At 38.9% G+C, this 23820-nt stretch carries 28 protein-coding genes and 1 tRNA gene; 16 read left to right on the top strand and 13 right to left on the bottom strand.

Features of this window, described 5'->3' with window-relative positions:
• Positions 1-227: 227 nt before the first annotated feature.
• The 8 genes from ACWITO_RS06495 to ACWITO_RS06530 form a co-directional block, all read right to left on the bottom strand.
• On the bottom strand, positions 228-590 hold the full coding sequence (locus ACWITO_RS06495; protein WP_448529187.1) for a hypothetical protein: 363 nt from the start codon (positions 588-590) through the stop codon (positions 228-230).
• Between the two features lie 12 nt (positions 591-602).
• Positions 603-872: a hypothetical protein gene (locus ACWITO_RS06500; RefSeq protein ID WP_448529188.1), complete on the bottom strand. Its 270-nt coding sequence runs from the start codon at positions 870-872 to the stop codon at positions 603-605.
• Entirely contained in the window at positions 853-1200 is a 348-nt protein-coding gene (locus ACWITO_RS06505; RefSeq protein WP_448529189.1) for a hypothetical protein, read from the bottom strand. The genes ACWITO_RS06500 and ACWITO_RS06505 overlap by 20 nt, the downstream gene beginning before the upstream one ends.
• A 24-nt stretch (positions 1201-1224) precedes the next feature.
• A complete protein-coding gene (locus tag ACWITO_RS06510; protein WP_448529190.1) occupies positions 1225-1488 on the bottom strand; it encodes a hypothetical protein in 264 nt (87 codons plus the stop codon).
• A gap of 74 nt (positions 1489-1562) precedes the next feature.
• Positions 1563-1751, bottom strand: a complete 189-nt coding sequence (locus ACWITO_RS06515; RefSeq protein WP_448529191.1) for a hypothetical protein — start codon at positions 1749-1751, stop codon at positions 1563-1565.
• On the bottom strand, positions 1744-2085 hold the full coding sequence (locus ACWITO_RS06520; protein ID WP_448529192.1) for a hypothetical protein: 342 nt from the start codon (positions 2083-2085) through the stop codon (positions 1744-1746). The genes ACWITO_RS06515 and ACWITO_RS06520 overlap by 8 nt, the downstream gene beginning before the upstream one ends.
• 1 nt (position 2086) lies before the next feature.
• A complete protein-coding gene (locus tag ACWITO_RS06525) occupies positions 2087-2740 on the bottom strand; it encodes an antA/AntB antirepressor family protein (protein WP_448529193.1) in 654 nt (217 codons plus the stop codon).
• 408 nt (positions 2741-3148) lie between these two features.
• Positions 3149-3535, bottom strand: a complete 387-nt coding sequence (locus tag ACWITO_RS06530) for a DUF2511 domain-containing protein (protein WP_448529194.1) — start codon at positions 3533-3535, stop codon at positions 3149-3151.
• 627 nt (positions 3536-4162) lie between these two features.
• Between ACWITO_RS06530 and ACWITO_RS06535 the strand changes: the two genes are divergently transcribed.
• The 13 genes from ACWITO_RS06535 to ACWITO_RS06595 are packed head-to-tail and all read left to right on the top strand — an operon-like array spanning position 4163 to position 11183.
• Complete coding sequence (locus ACWITO_RS06535) at positions 4163-4807, top strand: hypothetical protein (protein ID WP_448529195.1); 645 nt, start codon at positions 4163-4165, stop codon at positions 4805-4807.
• Positions 4804-5118, top strand: coding sequence for a hypothetical protein (locus ACWITO_RS06540; RefSeq protein ID WP_448529196.1), 315 nt, complete (start codon positions 4804-4806; stop codon positions 5116-5118). Before ACWITO_RS06535 ends, ACWITO_RS06540 begins: the two co-directional genes overlap by 4 nt.
• Before the next feature lie 11 nt (positions 5119-5129).
• Entirely contained in the window at positions 5130-5369 is a 240-nt protein-coding gene (locus ACWITO_RS06545) for a hypothetical protein (RefSeq protein WP_448529197.1), read from the top strand.
• Positions 5366-5614, top strand: a complete 249-nt coding sequence (locus tag ACWITO_RS06550; RefSeq protein WP_448529198.1) for a hypothetical protein — start codon at positions 5366-5368, stop codon at positions 5612-5614. The genes ACWITO_RS06545 and ACWITO_RS06550 overlap by 4 nt, the downstream gene beginning before the upstream one ends.
• Before the next feature lie 31 nt (positions 5615-5645).
• A complete protein-coding gene (locus ACWITO_RS06555; protein WP_448529199.1) occupies positions 5646-5861 on the top strand; it encodes a hypothetical protein in 216 nt (71 codons plus the stop codon).
• Positions 5861-6850, top strand: a complete 990-nt coding sequence (locus ACWITO_RS06560; protein WP_448529200.1) for a hypothetical protein — start codon at positions 5861-5863, stop codon at positions 6848-6850. Before ACWITO_RS06555 ends, ACWITO_RS06560 begins: the two co-directional genes overlap by 1 nt.
• Positions 6850-7404, top strand: coding sequence for a hypothetical protein (locus tag ACWITO_RS06565; RefSeq protein ID WP_448529201.1), 555 nt, complete (start codon positions 6850-6852; stop codon positions 7402-7404). Before ACWITO_RS06560 ends, ACWITO_RS06565 begins: the two co-directional genes overlap by 1 nt.
• Positions 7401-7688 carry a hypothetical protein gene (locus ACWITO_RS06570; protein WP_448529202.1) on the top strand — a complete coding sequence of 96 codons (288 nt, stop codon included), beginning with the start codon at positions 7401-7403 and terminating at the stop codon, positions 7686-7688. The genes ACWITO_RS06565 and ACWITO_RS06570 overlap by 4 nt, the downstream gene beginning before the upstream one ends.
• Positions 7681-8202, top strand: a complete 522-nt coding sequence (locus ACWITO_RS06575; RefSeq protein WP_448529203.1) for a hypothetical protein — start codon at positions 7681-7683, stop codon at positions 8200-8202. Before ACWITO_RS06570 ends, ACWITO_RS06575 begins: the two co-directional genes overlap by 8 nt.
• 7 nt (positions 8203-8209) lie before the next feature.
• Positions 8210-9010, top strand: coding sequence for a hypothetical protein (locus ACWITO_RS06580; RefSeq protein ID WP_448529204.1), 801 nt, complete (start codon positions 8210-8212; stop codon positions 9008-9010).
• 1 nt (position 9011) lies between these two features.
• On the top strand, positions 9012-9779 hold the full coding sequence (locus ACWITO_RS06585) for a hypothetical protein (protein WP_448529205.1): 768 nt from the start codon (positions 9012-9014) through the stop codon (positions 9777-9779).
• The gene (locus ACWITO_RS06590) at positions 9772-10317 is read left to right on the top strand and encodes a hypothetical protein (RefSeq protein ID WP_448529206.1); all 546 of its coding nucleotides are present in this window, start codon (positions 9772-9774) and stop codon (positions 10315-10317) included. The genes ACWITO_RS06585 and ACWITO_RS06590 overlap by 8 nt, the downstream gene beginning before the upstream one ends.
• Positions 10314-11183 (top strand): hypothetical protein, encoded by an 870-nt coding sequence (locus ACWITO_RS06595; RefSeq protein WP_448529207.1) that lies wholly within the window; start codon positions 10314-10316, stop codon positions 11181-11183. The genes ACWITO_RS06590 and ACWITO_RS06595 overlap by 4 nt, the downstream gene beginning before the upstream one ends.
• Positions 11184-11274: 91 nt before the next feature.
• On the opposite strand, the gene ACWITO_RS06600 is transcribed toward ACWITO_RS06595, so the two are convergent.
• The 4 genes from ACWITO_RS06600 to ACWITO_RS06615 all read right to left on the bottom strand — a co-directional run bounded on the left by ACWITO_RS06600 (position 11275) and on the right by ACWITO_RS06615 (position 16051).
• A complete protein-coding gene (locus ACWITO_RS06600; RefSeq protein ID WP_448529208.1) occupies positions 11275-12747 on the bottom strand; it encodes a tyrosine-type recombinase/integrase in 1473 nt (490 codons plus the stop codon).
• Positions 12748-12889: 142 nt separating this feature from the next.
• Positions 12890-12963 (bottom strand) — tRNA-Ile (locus tag ACWITO_RS06605).
• Between the two features lie 126 nt (positions 12964-13089).
• Positions 13090-13656 (bottom strand): hypothetical protein, encoded by a 567-nt coding sequence (locus ACWITO_RS06610; protein ID WP_448529209.1) that lies wholly within the window; start codon positions 13654-13656, stop codon positions 13090-13092.
• 22 nt (positions 13657-13678) lie between these two features.
• Positions 13679-16051, bottom strand: a complete 2373-nt coding sequence (locus ACWITO_RS06615) for a TonB-dependent receptor (protein WP_448529210.1) — start codon at positions 16049-16051, stop codon at positions 13679-13681.
• A 205-nt stretch (positions 16052-16256) separates the two neighbouring features.
• Here ACWITO_RS06615 and ACWITO_RS06620 point away from each other — a divergent pair, with 205 nt between their 5' ends.
• From ACWITO_RS06620 to ACWITO_RS06630, 3 genes are all read left to right on the top strand, one after another.
• A complete protein-coding gene (locus ACWITO_RS06620) occupies positions 16257-17483 on the top strand; it encodes an OmpA family protein (RefSeq protein ID WP_448529211.1) in 1227 nt (408 codons plus the stop codon).
• 427 nt (positions 17484-17910) lie between these two features.
• Positions 17911-18720, top strand: coding sequence for a hypothetical protein (locus ACWITO_RS06625; protein WP_448529212.1), 810 nt, complete (start codon positions 17911-17913; stop codon positions 18718-18720).
• A gap of 285 nt (positions 18721-19005) precedes the next feature.
• On the top strand, positions 19006-21381 hold the full coding sequence (locus ACWITO_RS06630) for a response regulator (RefSeq protein ID WP_448529213.1): 2376 nt from the start codon (positions 19006-19008) through the stop codon (positions 21379-21381).
• On the opposite strand, the gene ACWITO_RS06635 is transcribed toward ACWITO_RS06630, so the two are convergent.
• A complete protein-coding gene (locus ACWITO_RS06635) occupies positions 21361-23727 on the bottom strand; it encodes a patatin-like phospholipase family protein (RefSeq protein WP_448529214.1) in 2367 nt (788 codons plus the stop codon). The genes ACWITO_RS06630 and ACWITO_RS06635 overlap by 21 nt on opposite strands.
• Between the last annotated feature and the right edge of the window lie 93 nt (positions 23728-23820).

Genomic DNA, 23820 nt, shown 5'->3' on the forward strand with positions numbered 1-23820 from the left:
GTATAAAATATTTAAAGTGCTATGATAAGTAGCGAAAAAAGCCTTTGGCTGATGATGGCTTGGAAAAAAGCGAATCGACAGGATTTGCTTCGGATTATGCAGGCGGAACGTGGTAAAGCAATCGCAGTTTAACTTGTTGTTCCAATTGTAACTAAAATCAAGATTTTGCATGGTTGTAAGCGTTTTTGTTAAAAATGTGTGCGTATGCAGACGCACCCCTGATGGTTTTAAAGTAGTTCGTTAGGTTTTATGCCGTAGTTTGCTAAAAATTTTGCCGCCCTCGCTTTAATTTCTTCTATGAGTTGATAAGGACAACCTTCTGCACCGTGTGCAAAAAAAATTGTTCGGAAAAAATCTACCGCTTGGTCGTTATCCCAAAAATGCTGTTGATATAATTCCTCAGGCGTGTATTTATCAAGCAATACTTTTTTGAAAGTATCCATATTGTCGTAGATATAATCACAAATCAAGTGGTCGGGAATATCGATGTACAAAGACAACTTGTATTTGTAAGCGTCTCGTTCAAACGTAGGAGCATCAAGACCATTGCCTTTCCGCTCCTGAACTTTTACATATGCTTTTTCTTTCATAAATTTAAAATTTTAGGTTAATACTTGGTTGATAGCAGATAATTCACTTTGGTAATATTTGTAATTGTCTATCAAAGAATTTCTAAAATTGTGCTGAAAAACTTTACCAAACGAGGCTTCGGTGAGCTGAAGAGCCTTTTGCAAAAATTCCTTTCTTTCTCGCAAAATGTCTATCAAGACTTGTATTACGCTTTCGGGAGCATTTGCCTTCCTGAGTGCCTCCACCTCTGCCACGATTGCAGAGGCAGGGGCGTATTGTATGTTATCGGTGGTGAGTATCATATTGAAATTCGTTTATTTGTTCCCATTCGTCTTCGTTCAGGTAGTCTGTAATATCGTGGTTTTGCCAAAACACGTGACCATTGCTACATTCAACCTCTATTTGAATCTCGCAATCGGTTACAACCCAGCCTGTTTCGGGATAACATTTTTGAAGCTCATCGGAAATTTCGGGCAAATCGCTAAATATTGCCGTTGCGTCTTTATCATTCAAGCTAATCTGCTTAATATCGATATGATATTCGCAGTAGGGGGCGGTCCAATAATCTCCTTTGTCTTCTTCTATCCAAGCCTTAGCGGTTATTTGCAATATTAAAACTAATGGCATCATACTCGTAATTACTTGTTTTTAAGGTTAAATTTTTTTAATGTTAATGATGTTTTCCAACAAAGCCATTCGGTAGCCGTTGTCGGTTTCGGACCAAAACAGCAGGTGTTGTTCTTTGATTTTTGCAAAACTTGCCACCCTCTTTGTGATTTCGCCTGTGCTTTTCTTGACAAACTCAATCTCAAATTTTTCGTTTTTTACCAATTTCCAAGCCATTTTCAAGGCTTTTGCAAAACTAATGGCACTTTCCTTCACAAGTTGCCAAGCGGTTTTGAATACTTTGCTTTTCATATCTTTATCGTTTAAGTTTATGCTACAAAGATATACAAAGTTTTTTAATTATACAAGTATTTACTTGTATTTTTTTACAAAATTTTTAGAATATCTAAGTATTGCTTCGTAAGCGTGATTTTCGCCAAAAGTACATAGTACCTTTCCTTATCAGCTGGGGTGTGTATGCCTTTTTTGAGCAAACGTCCCATTTCTCGTTTGTAGTCGGCAAGGGTGCTTCCTAAGTACGAAAGCACCCGATTGCGATAAACATCATCAGACATCGTCAGGGTGAGTTTGATAGCTGGCAATCACTTTGTAGATACTCTTAATATCCTCGGCGTATATCTTGCAAACACCGCAACGATAATCGTCGTTATACGAGTAAGGATGAAGCTCAATGTATCCCTCACTAAAAGTTTGTTTCTTGATAACGCCGACCGCCTGAAATCCATTCGCATAATTCACAACGAAAATAGCATTTAATGCATATTTCCAATCCACAGGCTCCACAGGCTGCAATACAAGCCAACTATTTTGTCTGATACGAGGTCGAAGGTTTATACCCTCATAAAACATCATTGTTTTGCCCTCTAATTCCAAAGCCAAACTTTCCATACTACACCTCCTTCCCTTTGATGTTTTCAATACGTTTAGCCAAAGGCTTGTATCCTTCCAAAACCTCAGCGTTTATCTCAAACAAATAGTAATGCAGTAAATTTCGCATTACACCTTCTACCATTACGCATTTGCGTTTTTCGACCAAAACGCCTAACTTCTTTAACTCACGACGGCATCGCTTCTGCTTGCCCTCAGAGAGACCCGTATATTCTTTGATGGATACACTCGATATGGCACGCCAACCCTTCGCATCAGGAGTTACGGATTTCAAAACCAAATAGAAAAGCGTTAGCTCAGCACCAAGACGATTTAATAAATAGTTCGGTAGTTGCAACATCCCCGAACGCAATCGCTTCTCACACTCAATAAAATATCGCCTTACTTGCCTGCCCTTCTCGCTGCGTTGCAACATACTAATCTCCTTCGCCGTGTCAAGTGTTAAGGCGTAGTCTATACTTGGACGACCAAGTGTACTTTTCCTCAAAATTGGGGAAAAGTCTTGACCTTGTTCGAAGCCATAATCGAACATTCTTTTGCACCAATCTGTAAAGTCGGTTTTTACGCCTAAGAAATCATATAAATCTCTTGCGGACACCACTTGTGAGCCTTGCTCGTTAGTGGCAACGGTGGGGAATTTTGGGACTTTCTGCATTTTTTTAAAAATTAATTGCCAAGAATTTTACGGCTGCAGAAAGTCCACGTGGTGAATTTTGCGTTTCTTAAACGCTCCGTAAAACCTTGGCAAAGGTTTTTAAATATGTACCATTTGGGCGGAAAGGCTACAAAATAGCACAGCCACGCACAAGTCTATGGAATAGGTTTTGCGTGGCATTCCGACCACGTAAACTTTCTGCAATACAAAATTGCAAAAGTTTATTGAGATTTGCAAATTTTTTTTTAAGTTTTTTTTGAAAATTTTTCGCGTAGTCGGTGAAAATGGTTAAATTACCCTGAGCTGTCGATCTTTTTAGGACGATAGCTTCGTAGTCTTTTTGGTCGGTCTTTTTTGTCCGACCAATATTTCTTAATCTATACTCTTTTTGAGACCGTCTAAGTTTTTTTATTTGCACGTTTTTTTTGCTATATCAGCAAGGGGTTCTATACTTTTTTTAACGTTTGGAATAGTAGGGTGTTTATCCCATATTTCGTCTATGGGTTGTGCTTTTTGTTGAGCTAAGCCGTTAAGGGCGTATATTTTGCCGTTGGCATAACAGAAAAGCATATCGTTTTCGCAAAAAACTTCACAATTATTTACTGTGAGTGGGTAATTTTCGCCCAAATCGGAACGGCTTACGCTAATTCGGTTATGTTTTGCTTCCGTTTTTTGTTCATTGGTTTCTTCTTGTTTTTTTTCTCTTTTAGGCATGAGAATTGCCAAGAACATCAAAAATCCGATAATCACGAGTATTTTTCTTCTCCAGTCGAGGTTTTTCCAAAAATTTTTCATAAGATTTGGGGTTTTAAGTTTAGCATAAAAATACTTAAAAATCAAAAAATTACAAGCAAAGCAAACTCGGAATTTGCGGGGTTGCTTTTTGTTTTTTTGTTAAATACTTGAAAATCAATATTTTATAGAGTTATCCACACGCAACCTCGCAATTTGCTGAATTGTTTTTAAAATTTAAAAGTGTTTTTAACTTGCTGATATTCAGTTGGTTACAAGCAAAGTAATCTTGCAATTTGTATAATTTAATGATTTTCAAGCATTTGCGAAAAGCAATCTTGCAATTTGGCAGGTTGTCTAAACTCCCATTTTGGCGGATCCATCATAATATATATCATAAGATTATAATACAGTATACACTAGAGAGAAAAAATTTTTTTGGTGTGTGTTTTTTGAAAAAAAATTTATGAAAAAAAGTAAGGGAGAAAATTCGTTGTGAGGGGAGAAGAAAAAGGTATTGAAACAAAAACGGAGTATAATCTTGCCCGACTTTGAAAATCAAAGTTTATTTTGAGTAGTCAAGTTATTAGGCAACTTTTTATCAAAAGTGCAATCATTCTTTTTCGTGCCGAAAATGGTAGAAAAATAGCCTACAATACACTTATTTTGTAGTAAGTGGATAAAAGGCTTATGAAAAACGTTGCTGTTTTACAATCTTTTCTTAATCAATATTTCGGCAGTAGCTTAGTGGTTGATGGTGTAATGGGCAACAAAACCCAAACCGCCTTAGACGAGGCAACGCCAAAACTTTTGAAACAAGTAGCCAAATTTGCCTTTGTGCCTAATTATACGGGCTTTTTGGCTATACGTACTAAGCAAGAATTTGACAACACGGCAACAGATTTCTTGCTTTATTTTCAAAACGGCAAAATTGCTGAAATAATGCCTTGTTCTACGCGTGCGGGCGATTTTTGGGTGTTTAATCCCATTACCTATGGAGGTGTTACAGGGACAGCAGTTTTAGCCGAAGGCTTTTACCCAAACACTTGGCAGGCAACGTGGCAAAACAGGTTCGGCTTTAAAAGCGTGGAACTATTACAAATTAAACCTGTACGGATTTGGCGGGACGGCAACCGAAACCGAAACATAGATAAAAGCGTAAGTCAAACGGGAATGTTTGGGATAAATATTCACACGGCGGGTTGGAATAATATTATAGATAGGTGGTCGGCGGGGTGTATTGTTGTGCCTAAATCGTTTTGGGATGAGTTTGCTCAAACGCTCAAAATCGGCAGCTTGTATAGTTTGGTTCTTTTAGAATTGCAAGAAAAATGACTTTGGAAGAAGCAACAAAATGGTTTTTGATAATTGCCTCTATCTTAGGGCAAATTATAGCGGTGTTTGTCGCTTACGGAAAGTTTGTCGCAAAAGAGGTGAAAGACGCCCAAGAAATAGCCGACGTAAAAAACAGGCTTGAAAAACTCGAGCAAGGCAAAGAAATTGCCAAAAAAGACTACAAAGAACTTCACGAAAGCATCAAAAAGCTATCGGATATTGTAGAGGAGCTCAAAGACGTAGTCGCACCTTTTCAGCAATTACGCGACGAGATGTTTAAAGATACACTTTCAAAATTTCGCAGACAATAAAATTTCAAGCTATGAACTTTTTTAAAATATTTTGGAAACGACTTTTTAAAGATACGCCTTCGTTTTTTCGCAAGTTACAAGTGTTTTTGTTGGCACTATCGGCGACGGCTGCGGTCGGTTTGGCGTCCATAGAACAAATGCCCAAGTGGGATTGGCTTGATGATGCGTTCAGAATAGGTATTTTCTGCGGACTTTTCGGCACTTTCCTCGCCCAACTTACTGTCAAAAATCCACAAGATTTAGAAAAATGAAACTTGTTTATGCTTTTCTGATAATCTGCTTTATAGCGATTGTTTCGCTGATTTTACTTTGCAACAATTTGCAAAAAAATAACGAAACGCTAAAATATAAAAATCAAGAGTTGCAAATAGAACTTAGATTTTACAGGCTAAAATACCACGATGAAAACTTGCAAAAACAAATACACGCCGACACTGCTAATCTTCGCCGTGCTGTTGAGTTTTTCGGCAAATTCACAGACACCCTGCCAAGATAGTTTGAGGCTTGCTATGCAAAACGGCAGGGTTTTGGTGCGAAATATTGCCTTACGCGATAGTTTATTGGCGGTTAGGTCGCAAACCATCAGGGTTTTGGAATATCAAAGCAAGTATTATTTAGTTCAGAAAGACAGCTTACTACAAAGTAACTTACTGCTTAGTAATAAATTGAAAAAACGCAGAAACGAAAGAAATGCCTTAGGCTTTTTGTTTGTAGTTGTCGTAGGAGTTTTAATTGTGCTATAATGTTCATTTTTGAGTGTGAGTTGCAAATCGGTAAATTTACCTTAGATGCTTTCAGTAGTGCAAAAATCATCAGTAGCCGAACCCTCGGCGATACGGCTAAAATTGTTCTTGGCGATATTGGCAGGAAGCAAAAATTCAGAGAAAGCGTAAAAGTAGGCGATAAGGTACTTTTACGAATGGGCTACAAAGGCTATCCGATGCGAACCGAATTTGAAGGGTATGTGTCTGAAATTAGTCCAAATGTTCCGTTTGAAGTAGAGTGTTTGGACGAAATATTTATGTTGCGGCGTGAGGAACTGCGAAGTCCGAAGGGCAAACTCGGTATGAGTTGGAAAAAAACTACACTCAAAGAGGTTTTGCAATACACCACACAAGGCTACACGATAGAAATGAAAGATATTCCTGATGTGGTGCTTTCGCCATTTGTGATTGAGCCTTACGCTAATAAGGCACAAGTTTTAAAAGCCTTAAAGGAAGAATACGGCTTTGATGTGTATTTCAGAGGAAATAAACTTATCTGCGGACTTGGCTATACCGAAATCATCAAAGAAGAGCCTATCTATCATTTGCAAAGGAATGTAATTGAAACTGATTTAGTCTATCGTAAAAAAGAAGATACGAAAATCAAACTCAAAGCTATATCCATTCAAAAAGATAATAGCAAAGTAGAAGTAGAAGTAGGCGACAAAGAAGGCGAACAACGCACCTGGTATGCTGAAAGTCCTATTGTAGAAAAAAGCAAAGAGAAAATTAAGGAAAAATTAAAGATTTTGGCATTGGCACAACTGCAAAAATACAAATACGAAGGCTATTCGGGCAAGATAAAAACCTTTGGTGTGCCGTATGCAACGCATAGTATGGTTGCTGAAATTCGTGATGATATGTTCCCTGAAAGAAAAGGAAAATATTTTATTGAGGAGGTAGAAACGGAAGTATCTGTTTCAGGTGGTTTTAAGCGTACAATAACTTTCGGCAAAAGGGCTTTGTAATGGAAACAAAAGCAGCAGAACGTCTTGTAGCGGCAATCAAAAAAGTAAGCAATGCAAGTGCGACACTTGCGACAGGCAAAGTCGTAAGTATTGACGCAGAAACGCACACTTGCGACATAGAACTTGACTCAGAAGGAGCAGATATTTTCGGTGTGCGTCTGCGTGCTGTCGTTGATGACGCTAACGGATTGATTCTTGTGCCAAAAATTAACAGCGAGGTCGTAATTGCAAAAATTAACACTTCGCAATGGGTGGTTGTCGCAACAGCTGAATTGGAGAGTATTAAAATTCTAATTGGTTCGCAAACTTTGATTATTGACGAAAACGGCTTTGTATTCAATGAAGGCAACCTCGGTGGTCTTGTGAAACTGAATGATTTAGTAAGCAAGCTGAACGCCATTGAGAACAAAGTCAATAGCATTATTAGCCATTACAATTCGCATAACCACGCACACCCGCAAGGACCGACAACAGGCTTACTTGTGCCTTTTTCAGACGGAAATTTGACGCTCACGCAAAAAAGCGACTTGGAAAATCAACATATCAAGCAATGAAAGACATCATATTAGACGAAAATACCGACTTGATATTTCTGAATGGCGACTTTAAAATATTTGAAAGCACTTTGCAACATCAAAAGTTATTGCTATTTACGGCAAAAGGTCATTGGAAACACGCTCCCGAAGTCGGTGTGGGCGTGGAAAATTATTTTTTAAATGAAAACTATGCAGGTTTATTGCAGGAAACACGCAAACAACTTGTAATGGACGGAATGAGCGTTGGCGATATACAAGTAACCAACTTTGGCGAGTTACAAATTAAGGCTGAATATGCGTAATTACGTAGTACAATACCAACAAAGCCTTTTAGACGTTGCCTTGCAGGAGTGTGGCGATGTATCGGCAGTGGTGGATATTGCAAGGCTCAATAATATCTCTGTCACCGAAGATTTAGAGGCAGGGCAGGTTTTGTTTTTACCCGAAGCAGTAAAACCCGAAGTAGTACGATATTACAAGCAAAGGGGCATCGTGCTTGCAACGGATATACCACGCCCCAACCGAAGCCAAACGATTAGCTTTGAGCCGATACCTTCGCTGAATGTAGGCGATAGTGTGTTTTTGGTAGCGGTGGCAAGCAGTGGTTTGCCTGTAACTTTTGCAAGCACCAATCCAAGCGTGGCGGTGGTGGTAAATAATACTCTCACGATAGTAGGCACAGGTACGGCTACGATTATAGCCACGCAGGCAGGCAATAGCGTCTGGCGACCTGCAAGCGCAAGCCAGACGATTGTGATTAGTGAGCCTGTTGTTACAGGTGCGTTCAGTACGGCATTTAGTGAAGCATTTAACTGAAAAAAGTATGAACATAGAAGATTTTATTCAAAAATACGTACAGGCAAGTACGAGTGTATTTCAGCCGACGCCTCCTGCCAACATTACCGACGAAGATATGCGGATTTTTGCCGACGACATCAGAAAAGCATTTTCTACCGAAAACGTGGAAGATAGCACCAAACCCCTAATGACTAAAAGAATTGGATTTTACAAAAATAATTTTTTTACGGGCGTACAGATTTCTTACCATAGAGAAACCGAAAATATATTGTTCCTTTTGATTAGAAACGATACGGCGGTTTTAGACTTGTCGTTTTTAAGCGGCAACCGACTTAATAACACCGAACTTGTTAATTGCTGGACTTTATCTAATTTAGGCAACATTACTGAGTATAATATAATCAACAAAAACAACCTCTACGAAGGCATTAGCAGGGTGGTCTATACGGGTATTAGTCGGGTGGCAAATCGAATTATGCTTCCCAACACAAACACCAAAAGCACCAAGAAAAAGAAGTTTTTTGTTGAAGACGAAATCATTAACGATGCACAGGTTAGTAATCCTGACTTTTTCTTTTACTACGATTATGGCTATTTGTCTAATCTTGCAGATGCTTTGGGTGATGAATTTGAGGTGTATTTTAAAGCTCGCTTCGATGGTAGTGTTTATTTTTCAACTTTTAATTACGACTATTATTGCGACACAATGGAGGTGTTAGCAGGAGCGTACTATAAATTAAGCGTATGTATGATGCCAAAATATAGTGATGGTTTTCCTCATGTTTGGGCTAATCTTACAAGAATAGCAACCCCAGTAGAAAATTGATATGGCACGCACGCAGGTAGAAATAGAACAAGAAATCTTGCAGGCGAAGGCAAGCGAAACGGAACTATCAAGCCTTAACAGCGTCAGTCAGACGGCTATTTGGCGTGTGTGGGTGAGGCTGACGGCTTTTATCGTTAAGATTTTTGAACAACTATTTGACAGTTTTTCAGCCGAAATTGATACACGTATCGCTCAGAATAGGGCAGGAACATTAGCTTGGTACGTGCAAAAGGCAAAAGAATTTCAAAACGGCGACACGCTCAACCCAATGGGCGAATATGATACCATCAACGAGGCAAAACGCATCATTACAAGGTGTGCGGTGCGTGAGGTAGTAGGCGGGGTGAGTATCAAAATAGCCAAAGCCGAGCCTCCTGTACAGCTTTCAGCGACCGAACTGCAAAGTTTTACGCAATACATCAACAAGGTAAAATTTGCGGGGGTGGGCGTAAGCGTAGTAAATCTACCTGCCGAAGCGGTACTCGTAAATATTCAAGTGCTTTACACGCTTATAGGCGAAGAAGACGCAAAAAGCAATGTTAAACAAGCCATCAGCGAATATATCGAGAGTATTAGCTTTGATGGTGAGTTTGTATTGAACGATATGATAGCCTTTTGTCGTGCCAAACAAGGCATTGTAGATGTGCTTGTGAATAGTGTAACCATCAATGCCAACCTCGTAACAGGAGGCAGATATACGGCAATAAGTGGCTATTATAGTTTTGATGGAGATGATGTAGCCAATAACTACGTAATGACCAATGTATAATTACGATTTTAATTTAAACAAACTTATTGAGCAATACTTGCCGATTGTATTGCGAAAGCCGAAGCATTTGGCTTGGCTGAGGGCTTTGTTTGTGCCTTTTGGAGCGTTTAAGGGCTTCTTTTTGGACTTTGTGGCAAGCAGACGCAAAGAGGTGATACAAAACGGGCAAGTGGCAAAACTTGAAACTTTGCTCAACGATTTATACGATAGCGTGCAACGTAGAATTAGAATTACAGATGCTTCGCCTTCAAATTTTTTCGTATTGAGCAACACAAATGCAACGATTATTAGTAATAGCGAACCTATAATCATTCCTGACGCTTCGGATTTTAATTTTTCGGTAGATTTTGTTGTAAAGGTCGTGGGAGGCGGGCAAAGCAATAGGCTTGTATTGAGCAATGCCAACGCTACTATCATTAGCAATGATACCCCACTTGTTATCGGCAACGCAAGTAGCACTCCGTTTGTAACGCAAATTGCAAACACGGTTAAACGATACAAAATTGCAGGAAAAACTTTTCAGATAGATAGCATATGAAACAAATTAAATTCAATTCAGGCGGACAGCCTTTTTTTAACAGCGATTTTGCCTTGCAACAGGCAGAAATTTACAAGGCAATTGAACATCAGTTTTTGGATACCAACGGCTTAGTGCTTTCGGGTTGCGTCGTAACGGGCAACAGTATTAGTGCGGGCTTGGTGTATCTTGATGGCAAGATACGAGAGCTTGCAAGTGCAACGGGGCTAACGTTTCCTTGTTATATCAAATCAAGCCCACAAATAGACTACGACAGCCGTGTGCATACCGAAGATAATCAGAACAAAACCACAAAAAGTGAATTTAAGGCAGAAATTACAAACACTTTGCCTGTTTCGGGGGATTACATTACGGTTACGGCAAGCGGTGTAAATAAGCGTTTGCAATACGTACTTAAAAACGACCAAAACGGGCAGTTTACGCCTGATGCTTTCGCTTTGAACGCTGGGAAAGTGAGTTATGTAAGGGCAAGCACAAGTTATATTTTGAATTTAGGCACAAGTGCGACAGTTTTTACAAACTACTCAGAAGCATCAGACGATTTAAACGAGTTTGATGCAATTTCGGGGGAGTTTGTTGCGGCAAAGGCAGGGATTTATCTTGTTGCTGGGTGTGTAAGAATAGATTATCCGTCGGACACAAATAATTCGGCAGAGATATTGGTTGAGAAGTTTTCAGGTTCTTGGGTAACAGAGGCTAACTATCTTCAAGCGTCTGCATCAGTTACATTTCAGAGTGTATTTGCCTTATCTGTTGCGGTCAAACTGAATTTGGGGGAAAAAATTAGGGTAGCCGCAAGAAGGTTTGGCGTATCTACTCCTGTAAATACAAAAATAGAATTGTTAAACATAACCCGCATAGCATAAAAATTGCACAAAAACAAGATAGGCTACTCGCAAAAATAACCTGAAAAGTTTATGTTTGTTTTTGGAATATTTGTTTTTGATGATTAAATTTTTATTTTAAAATCTCAAATGCTTTTTTCAAAACATCATTAGCATCAGCCTTAGCGTATATTTGTGTGGTTTTAATGTCGCTATGCCCTAATAGTTTCTGAACGAATGCTATTGGCAAGCCAGAGTTTAAGAGATACGAGGCGAAGCCGTGTCGAGCTGAATGAAAAGTAATTGCTTTATATCTTGGCATTTTTTTAGCAATCGTTTGGTTGCCTCTATAATTGATTTGTGTGACTTCATCATTAAACAGATTAGATTGTTTCAAGGCAATGTGTAGATAGAAGTTCATTTTTTGATTCGTCATCATCGGCAGTAGTGTTTTCTGCTTATTCCTGTACTTTTCAATAATCTCTAAACATTTCTCGTTTATAGGGGTCACAAGTATTTTTTTGCTTTTGTCCCTATGGTATTGAATCACAGGCAGATTTCTTTTTACGATTCTTTTCTCGTAATAAATTTCTGTAGAACTTGCCGATAGTTGATTTTTGTTCTCGATCAAAAAAGTTGTTAAAGCGTCAGGATTTTCAAAGCTAAATTCGCCTAATTTGTAAATCGTTTTTTCGTCAAAAATTTCAACAGATGTTATGTTTAGCTCTGTCAATTTACAAAGTGGTTCGTAGGGTATCCCTGTGTTAAAACTAAAAATATAACAATCCCTTACTGCTTCTAAACTTTTTTTAGAAACAGGTATTAAATTTCCTTGTAATTCTATTTTTTCGTCGTAAAAAATTGTTTGATAAAATAGTTCCGCTTCGTGATAACTCATAGTAAATCTTTGTTCCTCAGCCTCAATCATTTTTTTTAGTTTAGAATTAGGAACAAAAAGTTGTGGATAATCGTCTTTGAAATATTTAGAAACCTCTTTAATTTTTTTCACCTCTACATTTATCGTGCTGTTCAAATATTGATATTCATCTATCAAATATTTTTGATATTTTGTGTAAAAATCCATTGAAATATTGTTGAGGTAAAGGGGGAATTTTTGTTTTTTTGAAAAATCAACGAGGTGTTTGCTAACTCTATTAAATATTTTTATCGTTGATTGGCTCAATTGATGGGATTTCATTTGAATATACTGCGAAAACAAATCTGAAAGCAAGATTTCTTTTGTTTTTGATACGTTTTCGTTTTTAACAATAATGGATTTTTTTTGTAAAAATTTGTTTTTAATTTCAAAAAAGTTCATTTCTCTTTTTTCTTCAAGGCTTTTTATTTTTTCTTCCATTATTATTTCTTTCAAATCAGCCTCTAACTCATCTAAATAGGCATTAACACGGATAGCTTCGGTGGAGTTACCCTTTACTCTATACTTACCCTTTATTTTTACATCTACACCTTTTATTTTTCTGATACTATCTCCGTCCCAATTTTCTTTTTTGCACGAAAAGGGGGTGTAAAACTTGAACTCATTTTTTGCTTGCCTGTAATGCAGGTATATTTTTTCTTTGTCTAATTTGAATTTTATTGTTGCCATATCAATAATTTTTTTGTAATTTTACGTAGTTATAGTGTAAAATCTTTGTGTTTTAAACAGAAAAAATCGGGAGTAAAATCGGGAGTAAAAATAAAAACCCCCTGTAAAGTGTTGAATTACAGGGAGTTGTTTCTGTTTGTTGTGGTCCCACTTGGGCTCGAACCAAGGACCCCCTGATTATGAGTCAGGTGCTCTAACCGACTGAGCTATAGGACCTAACTGCTTTTGTTTTGGGACTGCAAATGTAGAAAAAACAAAACTCTTTTCCAAATTTTTTCTCAAAAAATAAAACTTGGGTAGGCTCTTTGCTCCCAAGTTTTATTGGTATTTTTCTGATAAAAATTAGGGTGCCACCGTAACGTTGAACGTGATATTAAAATCCTGCTCCCCACCAATATTAGGATTATACACCCAAGGCGTAGATGCCAAATTCTGCGATTTGATAGGCTCGTGTACAAGCACCAACTGCAAATTTCCGCCCCCCGTATTGGCAACGGTAGTTACTCTGGCACGCAAACCCAATGGTTTTCCGTTTCTATCTTGGTCTTCGTACTGAAAACTGCTAAATAATGTACTTGAAAAGCCATAATACACCTGATGCTCGGCGGCTTCCTCAATAATTTCGCCCGTTATATCTTTTCCCCCCTCACCTGCCACAGAAATATCAATATCGTATGCCGTTCCCGGTTTTAGCGTTCCGTTCTGTATAACGGGCGGATTGCTCCCCAAGCCGTCATCATCTTGCCAAGTCATTGTTACGGTTTCAGAGCCCGAGCTAAAACGCACTACTACTTTCGTAATGAGTTCCTGCTCGTGATTGTGGTCGTGGTCGTGGTCATCTTTCTTGCAAGCACCCAAAAATACTGCTCCTGCAAGTAAAAAAGCCGAAAATTTGTGTAAATTTTTCATAAGAATTGTGTTTGAAGTTGAACTAAAAAGTATAAGAAAGTTGTACAATGAAATTTCTACCTATCTCATTGGCATAATACCGCAGACGATTCAGATAATCACGATAAATTGTATTAGCAAGATTTTCCACTTGCACAGAGGTTGTAAATCCTTTGTAAGCTGTGCTTGCTCCCACATTCCATAGCCAGTAGGCACTGGGAGCAGGCATAAAATCAAAACTGCCTTCCGAAAGAATTTGCTGTTTTTCTTCACTGCTGATGTTTTCAAAGCGAGTAGGCTCTACCACGCGAGGAGCATTATTTTGCCTTGCCACATACAAAACATTCACAAAAAACGAGGTATTTTGCAATTTACCCCAATTTTTACGTTCCCAAGCTATTCTATTTTCCCAACGCAATGGAGGCATATTGATAATGGCTTCCTTATTTTTTCTGACAAAAGCATTCAGATAAGAAAATTTACTTTGCCATTGCCAATTCCCTCGCTGAAATTTTTGGCTTGCATCTATTCCACGCAAAACAACATCTTTCTGCACATAACTAAATACAGGAAAATAGCCCTGAATAGTCAGACGAATATCGGTAGGCGTAGCATAAATGAAATTATCAATCCACTGATAATAAGGACTTATTTCCCACTGCCAAGCACTTTTCTGATATTGAATTGTGCCAATCCATTTGTAAGATTTTTCCAAAGCAAAAGGCTTATCGGGGTTGAGCGAGCCTTCTTCAAAAAGCAAGCCTTCTTGTAAATTGCCAACGCCCAAATGCAATCCTTGGCTAAAAAGTTCAGCAGTATGCGGAGGGCGAAGCGTAGTAGCCAAATTCGTTTTTAGGACAACGTTCCGCCATTTGCGGTACAAATAGCCCAAAGTAGCTGTTCCCCAATGAAACTGATAGTTGGGTGTAAGACGCACCCTATTGCGTACTACTCGCACTTCGGTATGCCGAAAGTCGTAACGCAAACCCCATTCTATTTCGTAAGCAGGTTTTACAAAGCGTTCTATCCAAAAAATCCCTTGCGAAAAATTGGTAAAATTGGGCAAAAGAGGTGTAATCCCTGTACCCGGTACGTTGTAATTATCTTGCCAAAGCGTGCTTGCCCCCAAAGAACCTTGAAAGTTCTTCCAAGCGTGATGTTCTAAAACAGCCTCAAAGGTGTGTGTTTGGAGTTGTAAAGAAAGAGCAGGAATAGTAGAACGTCCTCCTCGGCGTATATCAAACTCTTTTCTATCATTCCACTGCAAAGCATATTGCAAAGAAAGTGTCCCCAAGTGGTCAAGTGTAATTTTACTGCTCAATTTGGCTAAATAATGAATAATTTTCTGACGAGGGTTCTGAATTTCATACGTAAAAGGAGCAACATACCAGGGTTCAGGACGGCTGATGGAAACCGCAAGGTCATTGATATTGCCTGTATGTGCGGCACGTAAAATCCCAATATCCGCATCATAGCGACTGAAATAGGCTTCTGCTTGCCATTTTTGGCGTTCTATGCCCAAAGTAGTAGCAAAATTCAGTTCTTGCACCCCTGTATTGGAAAGCACATACGTAGGCGAATGAAAATCGCCTCCTCGCTTTGCCGAACCTTGCCAACGCCAAGCCCAACCTTTGCCAAAGGCTTTTTCCATTTGTAGAGCCAAATTTCCCATTCGGTTATTGCTATGCCCTATCAAGTAGGCTTTTCCGTGCAGTTTTTTTTCGGTAGGCAATGGTAAAGGGTTGAGCAACACTGCCCCACCCATAGCATCAGAACCATAGCGAACACCTGCCGCACCTTTGATAACACTCACTTGCTCGGCTGAAAAAACATCTATTTCGGGGGCGTGTTCCTCGCCCCATTGTTGCCCTTCTTGGCGTATGCCATTGTTGAGTATCATAATTCTTTGCGAGTGCAAGCCGTGAATAATAGGCTTGCTGATGCCTGCACCTGTATTGAAAGTAAAAACCCCTGTAATGCTTTTGAGCGTTTCGCCCAAAGTTTTGCCACGCAATAGCTCCAGCTCCTGCCTGCTCAAAAAACTTTGTGTTTGCGTAGAAAGAGGCTTTTCCATATTTCCAAGCACCTCTACACTTGCTATTTCCTGGTTATCTGCCTGCAAAAAAATATCTTTGTGGAAATGCTCATCTTTTTTGAGTTGCAAAACGATTTGCAAAGGCAAAAAACCTTCTTTTTCTAAAAAAATTTGATACTCACCCTCGCACACATTCAGTAATTCAAACTCGCCTTCGGAATTGGTTTGTAAAATCTTCCCCAAAGGTTCTATCCGCACCTGTACTTCTGATAAAGAAATCTTGGTGTCTTTCTGAAAAATATGCCCGTGTATGCTGGAAGTGCATTGAGCATACAACTTTCCCCACAAGAATACCCCAACAAATAAAAATCTAAATCCCATTTTATCCTGAACTCAAATTGCTTTTTGAAATTTTTTCTTTGACTCTAATCTTGGCAAAAATTCAACTTTGTTGCAAAAATACACATATTGCAACATAGTTGCAAATAAAATAGGACTTTTTTCAAAAAAATACCACAAATGACGTATTTTTTAGACTGGCAGTTTGCCTATTTTTGCTGTTGCGTTAAGCAGAAATATGAACACTATGCGAATTGTAATTATCTTACTTTCAATTACTTTACTACTTAGCACTTGCCAAAAGCCTGTTGGTACTTCTACAAGCAGTGCAGGAGAAATCAACGATTGCGGCGGACTTGACGACGGCAGATTTACCATTGGAGCAAATGGCATACGCCTAATGTATGGCTTTCCCATTCCTGCTTCTACCTCTCATTTTGTTGTAAAGGTCGGCGATAAGTTTGCCAGCAATTATGGCAGATTGCCCGGTGTAAAAAAGATTTGCACCACAAAGAAATTCAAAGTAGTAGGCAACCGCAAATTCAGCGAAATGGAATTCAAATTTGAAGGAGTTACCATTACGCAAAGGCTTATTCCTGTTGATGATCACTTGAAAGAAGTGGATAGCCTCTCTCCTGCTCGCTATTATCTTATTGAGTATGAGTTTGAAAACAATCGTACCGAGCCTCGTGAAGTGGCTTTTCAGCTACTCATAGATAATATGATTGCCGATAACGATGCCCCCAAACTTGACGGCGACGGCACTATGGTTGATGTAGAAACCAAATACACCGCCGAACACGTACCCAAACAAGTATTTTTGTATCGCAAAGCCCGCGATTTAAGCGACCACACCGCCGAAATACTTACCGCCAAAGAAAAAGCTGTAAAACCTGATGAACTCGCCATTGGCAGATGGCCTTATTTTCATAAAATTGTTTGGGATTATACCCCTTGCAACTGCCCGTATTCCGATGCCGCTGTAATAATGCGTTGGAACGCTCAAACACTCACATCAGGACAAAAAAGACGTGTGGGCGTATATTATGGAATGGCTCGTAAAACCAATAAAACCGCCAGTCAGGATATTATACGCCTTCAAACTACATTCACCGAAAGTGTTTCTATGCGACTTTTTGCCGATACGGCTTATTTTGATAACGCCAGTGCCGTACTTTCCAAAGATTTTACTACTCGCATTGACCAAATCTTGCAAGGCAGAGATGTTCGTAAAGTAATAGGTGTTTTGGTAGAAGGGCACACCGATGCCAAAGGAACAGAAGAAGCCAATGTAGAATATTCTCGCAAAAGAGCAAAATCTGTGATGGATTATTTGGCTAAAAAAGGTATCCCTAATGAAAAAGTCGTACCCAAAGGCTATGGCGAAATGTATGCCCTACAAAGCCCTGAAACAGAAACCAACGGAAATCCCAAAGATAGAAAGGCAATTATCATTATGTATATGGAGCAGTAATGCAATTGAGTAAGCCGATGCCTGAAATGTCTTGCTTCTTTTTTCTTGTGTCTTGCGTCCCCAAAAAGCATTGGTTTATTCAAAACATACTTTCATAGATTTTTTAGGCACTTTCGTCAATTTTATGTTGGAACATTGAAAAGGCTCTTTAACTTTGCTCTCACATAAAGCAACAGAAAAGATAAGTGTTTTGTAGTTAAAAAAGTGGCTTTCATTTTGGAAGTCATTTTTTTGTTCTTTAATGCTTGCTAAAAGTTTGCAGTAGTCCTTTCAAAAGTATCTAACAATGTTGATAACCGCAGTCTTATTTCTTATTTCAAAAAGCCTATGCAGGGTTTGGTAAATTATTTTGATAGTTTTGTAAAAACGATTTTCTACTATATTACGAAACAACTACCTTTGGAGCAAAACAAAACCTTTTATCAAAATGAAAAAAATACTTGTCTTTACCCTGCTCGTAGCTTTCGGAGCTATTACTGAAATCTTTGCCCAAGACAGAGATTTAAGTTTCAAAAACATTGAAGACTGCTTCATTGAATTTCGTACTGCCGTAGGCGGTTACTATGGTACGCGTGTGCTAAAAAATTCGGTAGGTTTGAATATGGCTACCATTGAGCAATATATGCGTGAATGGAAAGCCAACCGCTGTTTGTGGCGTGCTATTGCCGTTGCCGAACCCGATGATGTAGAATACAACCCACTCAGCAACGATTACCGACTTGTAGTACAACTACCCAAAGGTAGAGCCTTTTTTATTTTCAAAACCAATAACCAAGGATTTTTCCGTTTTGCCAAATACGAAAAAGAGGGGAATGTCAATTCTTGCCCTGCTGGCGTGCTAAAAAATGAATGTACCCTCTATGCTGATGTTGATATAGTAGGCGAGTGGGCTTTCAAAGATATTGCTTGGGTAACTTATCCGCCTTCTGTGAAAGACAAATTGTATGATGATAATTTTGTGAAAAAATCTTTGGAAAACAGGTTAAAATCTTTGAATTGGGAATATTTGAAAACTATCGGGGTAGTAGTTTTCAATGCAGGTGGTTCGGGCAAATTTGTAACCACAAACGGAGAAAATCCTTTTCAGTGGCGACTTTCTTACAACCAATTACAACTTAAATATCCCAATGGAGACTGGTTCCCTCTAAGTTTTCGCATTGATAAAAACGGATTTTTCAACCTCATAGATAGGAAAGACCCCGAAGGTGATGTTGGTTTTATTTACAGCAGAAAGTAATCAAACCTCCAAGAAAAAATAGTATAGTTTGTAGTAAAGACGCAGGAAACAAGATGCAGGAAACAGGATTTTAGAAAATAGATGTTAAACATAAAAAATGAGAGATAAAGCCCTTAAAAAGGCTTGAACAGCAAACCCTGAACTTTTGAACGTAAATAACTACAAAATCTTCTTCTCAAAGGACACTTCAGCGTGTCCTTTTTGTTTTTGTATTCAGTATAAAGCGATAAATGGCATTTGATTTTTTCAACATCTATTCATAATTTAGGGCAAACCTTGCTCACAATGGATTTAGAAAATATCAGCAAAGCCGAACTCATTGCCGAAATCAAGCGTTTGCAGAAAATGCTCAATGAAGACCTTATCCAAGAACTTCAAGAAAGCAATGCCGCTCTACAAGATTTATTTGATAACGCTAACGACCTCATTTTTGTCTGCAATGCCGAAGGTAAAATTTTATTTGCCAATCGTATTTTTATACAAAAATTAGGCTATGCCATTGACGAACTGCCACTGCTCAACTTTCAAGACCTTTTAGCTCCCTCGCATCGCATTGCCTACTTGCGACAGCTAAGCCGCTTGCTGGCAGGCGAAGATATTCCTAAATTTCAGTTGGTACTGCTCAGCAAGCAAAAACAGAAAATTTACCTCAAAGGCAAAGTAAGTATTCGCTTTGAAAATGGTAACCCCGCCGCTTTACGGGGCATAATGTACGACACCACCGACAAAGTACGCATTGAAGCCGAACTAATGAGCCAAACAGCTCGCCTGAAAGCCATTTTTGAAAGTGGCTCGCATATTATGTGGTCGGTAAATAGAAAAAGAGAATTTACGGCGTTTAACCAAAATTATGTCAAGGCTTTGCAAATTCAATATGGTATAAGCCCCAAAATAGGCGAAAATTTGGATAATTTGCGAAACGCCTTGGAAAAAGATGGCTTGCGGACTTTTTGGAAAGAAAAAATGAAAAAAGCCTTTACAGGCGAAATTCAACATTTTGAAGTGAAAGCACGCGATATCAGCGGAAATACCGTTTGGCAAGAAGTTTATCTGAACCCTATCCCCTCGCCCGATGGCACCATTGAAGAAGTTGCCGCCATTGCTCACGACATCACCGAAAACAAAAAAATCCGTGAAAGCCTCCAAAGAGCCAAAGAAGTAGCCGAACAATCTTTGAAAGTCAAAGAGATTTTTTTGGCAAATATGAGCCACGAAATCCGAACCCCAATGAATGGCATTATCGGAATGATTGAACTGCTGAGCCTAACCCCACTCAACGAAACGCAAAAAGAGTATGTGGAAACCCTCAAAAAATCGTCCCAAACACTAATGCACATTCTCAACGATATTCTTGACCTTTCTAAAATTGAGGCAGGCAAAATGCAACTTTTCCCTAAAAGTACCCACTTTGCACAAACTCTACAAAAGGTTTATGATTTGTTTTTGCCACAAGCCAAACAAAAACAAAACACTCTCATTCTGCAAATAGATAGCCAAATCGCCCCATTTTTGGAAATTGATGAAACCCGCTTTATTCAAATTCTTTCCAATTTGGTAGCCAATGCCATTAAATTCACCGAAAAAGGAGAAATCAAAATCAGTTGCCAGCTACTTGAAAGCCACGCAGAGTGGCAAAAAGTCAAGGTTAGCGTTTCGGATAGCGGCGTTGGTATTGCCGAAAAAGACCGCCACAAACTTTTTCAGGCTTTTAGCCAAATAGATAGCTCAATGGCAAAAACCCAAAGTGGTACAGGTTTGGGGCTGGCAATTTCCAAACAGCTCGCTCAAATGATGAAAGGCGAAATCAATTTTTTACCCAATCCGCAAGGCAAGGGCAGTATTTTTTATTTTACATTCCAAGCCCCTATCAGCCAAGCCGAAACACAACAATATTCCCCCCGTATTATTTGGCAAAAATTAGAAAAACCGCTACAAGTGCTTTTGGTTGATGACAATGCTATCAATCGGAAAGTAGCCTCCGAAATGCTCAAAAAACTCGGTGCCGAAGTCAAATCTGCCGAAAATGCCTTACAGGCTTTCGAGTGGCTTGCCAAAGAAAATTTTGAAGTTATCTTTTTGGATATCCAAATGCCTGAAATTGACGGCATAACAGCTCTTCATCATATCCAAAAAATGAATTTAGCCCAACAGCCACGCATTATTGCCCTTACCGCTTACGCAATGGAAGAAGACCGCCAGAAACTGCTTTCAGAAGGTTTTGATGATTATCTTGCCAAACCCATTCGTTTAGAAAATCTGTATCAGAAACTAACCGCCCAGCCCACTGATTTTTCCAACGAAAAAATAAATGCCAATGCTTGGATTGATGAAAACATTTGGAACTCGCTTATAGCCCTTACCAGCAAAGAAATGCTTTCAGAGAGTTTGCAAGAGTGCATCACGGAAACCCAAACACAAATAACTGAAATTTGGGAACTTTATACCAAAGAAAATTTTGCCGAAATACCTAAAATTTTACACACTATCAAAGGTGCAACTGCTACATTAGGTTTGAGCCGTTTTGCTGAAAAAACCGCTTGGGCTGAAAAAGAAATCAAACAGCAAAGCTACCCCCACTGGGAAGTTATTTTGCAAGAATGGCAAAAAGAGTGGGAAAATTTCCTTGTAGCACTTCATAGCCTATATCCCTACGCCCAATAGCGAAGCCAAGTAGCGAACTGAATTAAAATTACGCAGTTCGTAAATAGTCCGAAAGATGCTTTGCTTTTCTTTTTTGGTCAGGTGCCAGCTCAAAACGGCTCGCTCTATGATGATTTTAGAGGGCATAGGATATTTATCAGGGTTTTCAAGGGCTTTGTGAATTTCATCTAAATTTTTAGAAATCGGTACATACTCAAATTCTACTCGGTGAATTTGCGTTTTGGGCATAGCTCCCTGCACAAACTCAATGAGATTGTCGTTGTTGATGTCTTGCATATACTCTTGGTTCATATAGATACCTTCCAGCGGTGTAAATAATCTTTGGAAAAGAGACTGCTGAATACGCTTTTCAATGGGTTTGTTTTTTTGTGTATCGCGTATAGAAACCAACACCACCCCCGAAGTATTTTTTTGTATCCAATCTTTGAACACATATAAAAATCTTGCCGCTGTTTCTACACCGAAATTATCGGATATACCTGCGTCCATAATTTGCATTTCGGGATTGGAAGGAAGTTTTACATTAGGGGCAACATAAGGGAAAGTAGCACTCATTCGCAAAGCACTTAGAAAGCGTAAATTTCTACTATCTTGCTTTTCAAAAAAACGCAAAAACTCAACTCCTTTGGTTTTTTGGTTAAGAAAGCGTTTCTGAAAAAGGCTTGGCGTACACATATAAGAAACATTCTGCGGTGATATATAGAGCTTTCTACCGTCATTGACGATAGTAGGCGAAAGTATCATCATAGGGATAAGAGCCTTTTTTTCAGGTTCTTTATAGTCGCAAAGGGCTTTATCCATTACGCCGTCAGTGTTTTCGTTAAGTTGTTGCTCAAAAGCATAGCCGCGGTCTTTGTAATAAGTTCTGCCTTTGTAATTGAATTTTTGGAAACGGAAAAAAATATCATTCACCACCCAACTAAATGTAATAGCATTAAGATTATCGCGGGTGATGTTTTCATAGTATTCTTTGGCATAAATATCAATTTTTTCACCTTGTTGCTGTCGTAGATATAGCTCTCTGAAATACGCCGCTCCTACAAGCCCCCCCGAAGCACCCGAAATAAGTACCGTGTGGTTCATCAAATTGCCGCCAAGGGTGCTATCTACATATTGCAAAGTACGCATAGCCCAAGCCGAAGCCCTTTGTCCGCCTCCACTTACACAGATAAGCACCATTTTGGGATTTTCTTTTTTAGGAAATTTGGCTCGCCAATTATTCAAAATTTCCAATGTTTCCTCATAGTCTTTCTTGAAGTTATCATCATTTACGGCTTCTCGCACCGATTGCGTAGAATATTCAGGCTTTTGAGGGCTATCATAGTCAATACCATACACTTCGTAAGCCTGATTGAACCACTCCATTTGGGTAACATAATTAAAACCCAAAATAAAAACAATCAGGGCGGTAAATACCCAACGCTTGAACCAAAACGTAAATGCCCCTACAAACATAATGCCCAGCGTAAGCAAAAGCACTAGACTCGCCCCCGCAGGAATCTGAAAATAAGGATTTTCTTCAAAATAGCCCAAAAACATTACCACAACAAAAATCGTAGATTGAATGATGACGGAATTGATATGGTTTTGGTTAAACACTTTCATCAAAATCTGCCTATCAATACCGATAAGTTCCTGTACTTTTTTGTAGGAAAAAGGGTGAGCAAAATAGTAATCTACACGGATTTTATCGTGCCGAGCCGAATCGTAACGTTCTTTAATGCTCATTCTGACGATTTTTACTTTTCGCAAACCTACGTTCAGCCCTTCGGTAACACGACTTACCACTTTGAAAATATCCAGATTGGTAAGGTAAAAATAAAAGAAGAAAAAACTACACATCAAGAAAAAGCCTGCCAGAAAAGCCAAAACCTCCGTCCAGATGTTGCTTTCAAGTTCTAAGGCATTTTCTCGGGCGAAAACAACAAACTCCCACAAATACACCCCCAAAAAAAGCGTTGGGAAAAAACTATTATTGATACAAAACTTCAAAAATGGATATTTCAGATGCCCCAAGAAGCCAAAGCGGTGTCCGTCCCAAAGATAGCAAGTGATTTGATACGACATAGTAAAGCCCCCAAGCGTAACGCCCAAAATCGCCATACTCCACTCATTCACTCGGTTGATGTATTCGGGTTCTAAAAAAAGGTAAGATAGCCCTATCATACTGCCTACGCTATCGGTAACTATTCCAATGAGTAAAAGCCAAGCAAGAACTAATAGATGATTTTTACGTAGATTCAAAACAAGTAGTTGCATAGGAAAGGAATACCATACCCAAGAAAGCAAAGGTTCTATGAATTTGCTTTGTAATTTGCTTTTTCGCCTGATAATTTTCCTAACCATACGCCACAAAGTTTTTCAAATGGAAATTTAAGTTTTGAAAGTTTTTTTGCAAAATTTTGAGTTAATCTCTTAAATTTAAGCCTCAAAATACGT

This window comes from Raineya sp., assembly GCF_053497555.1.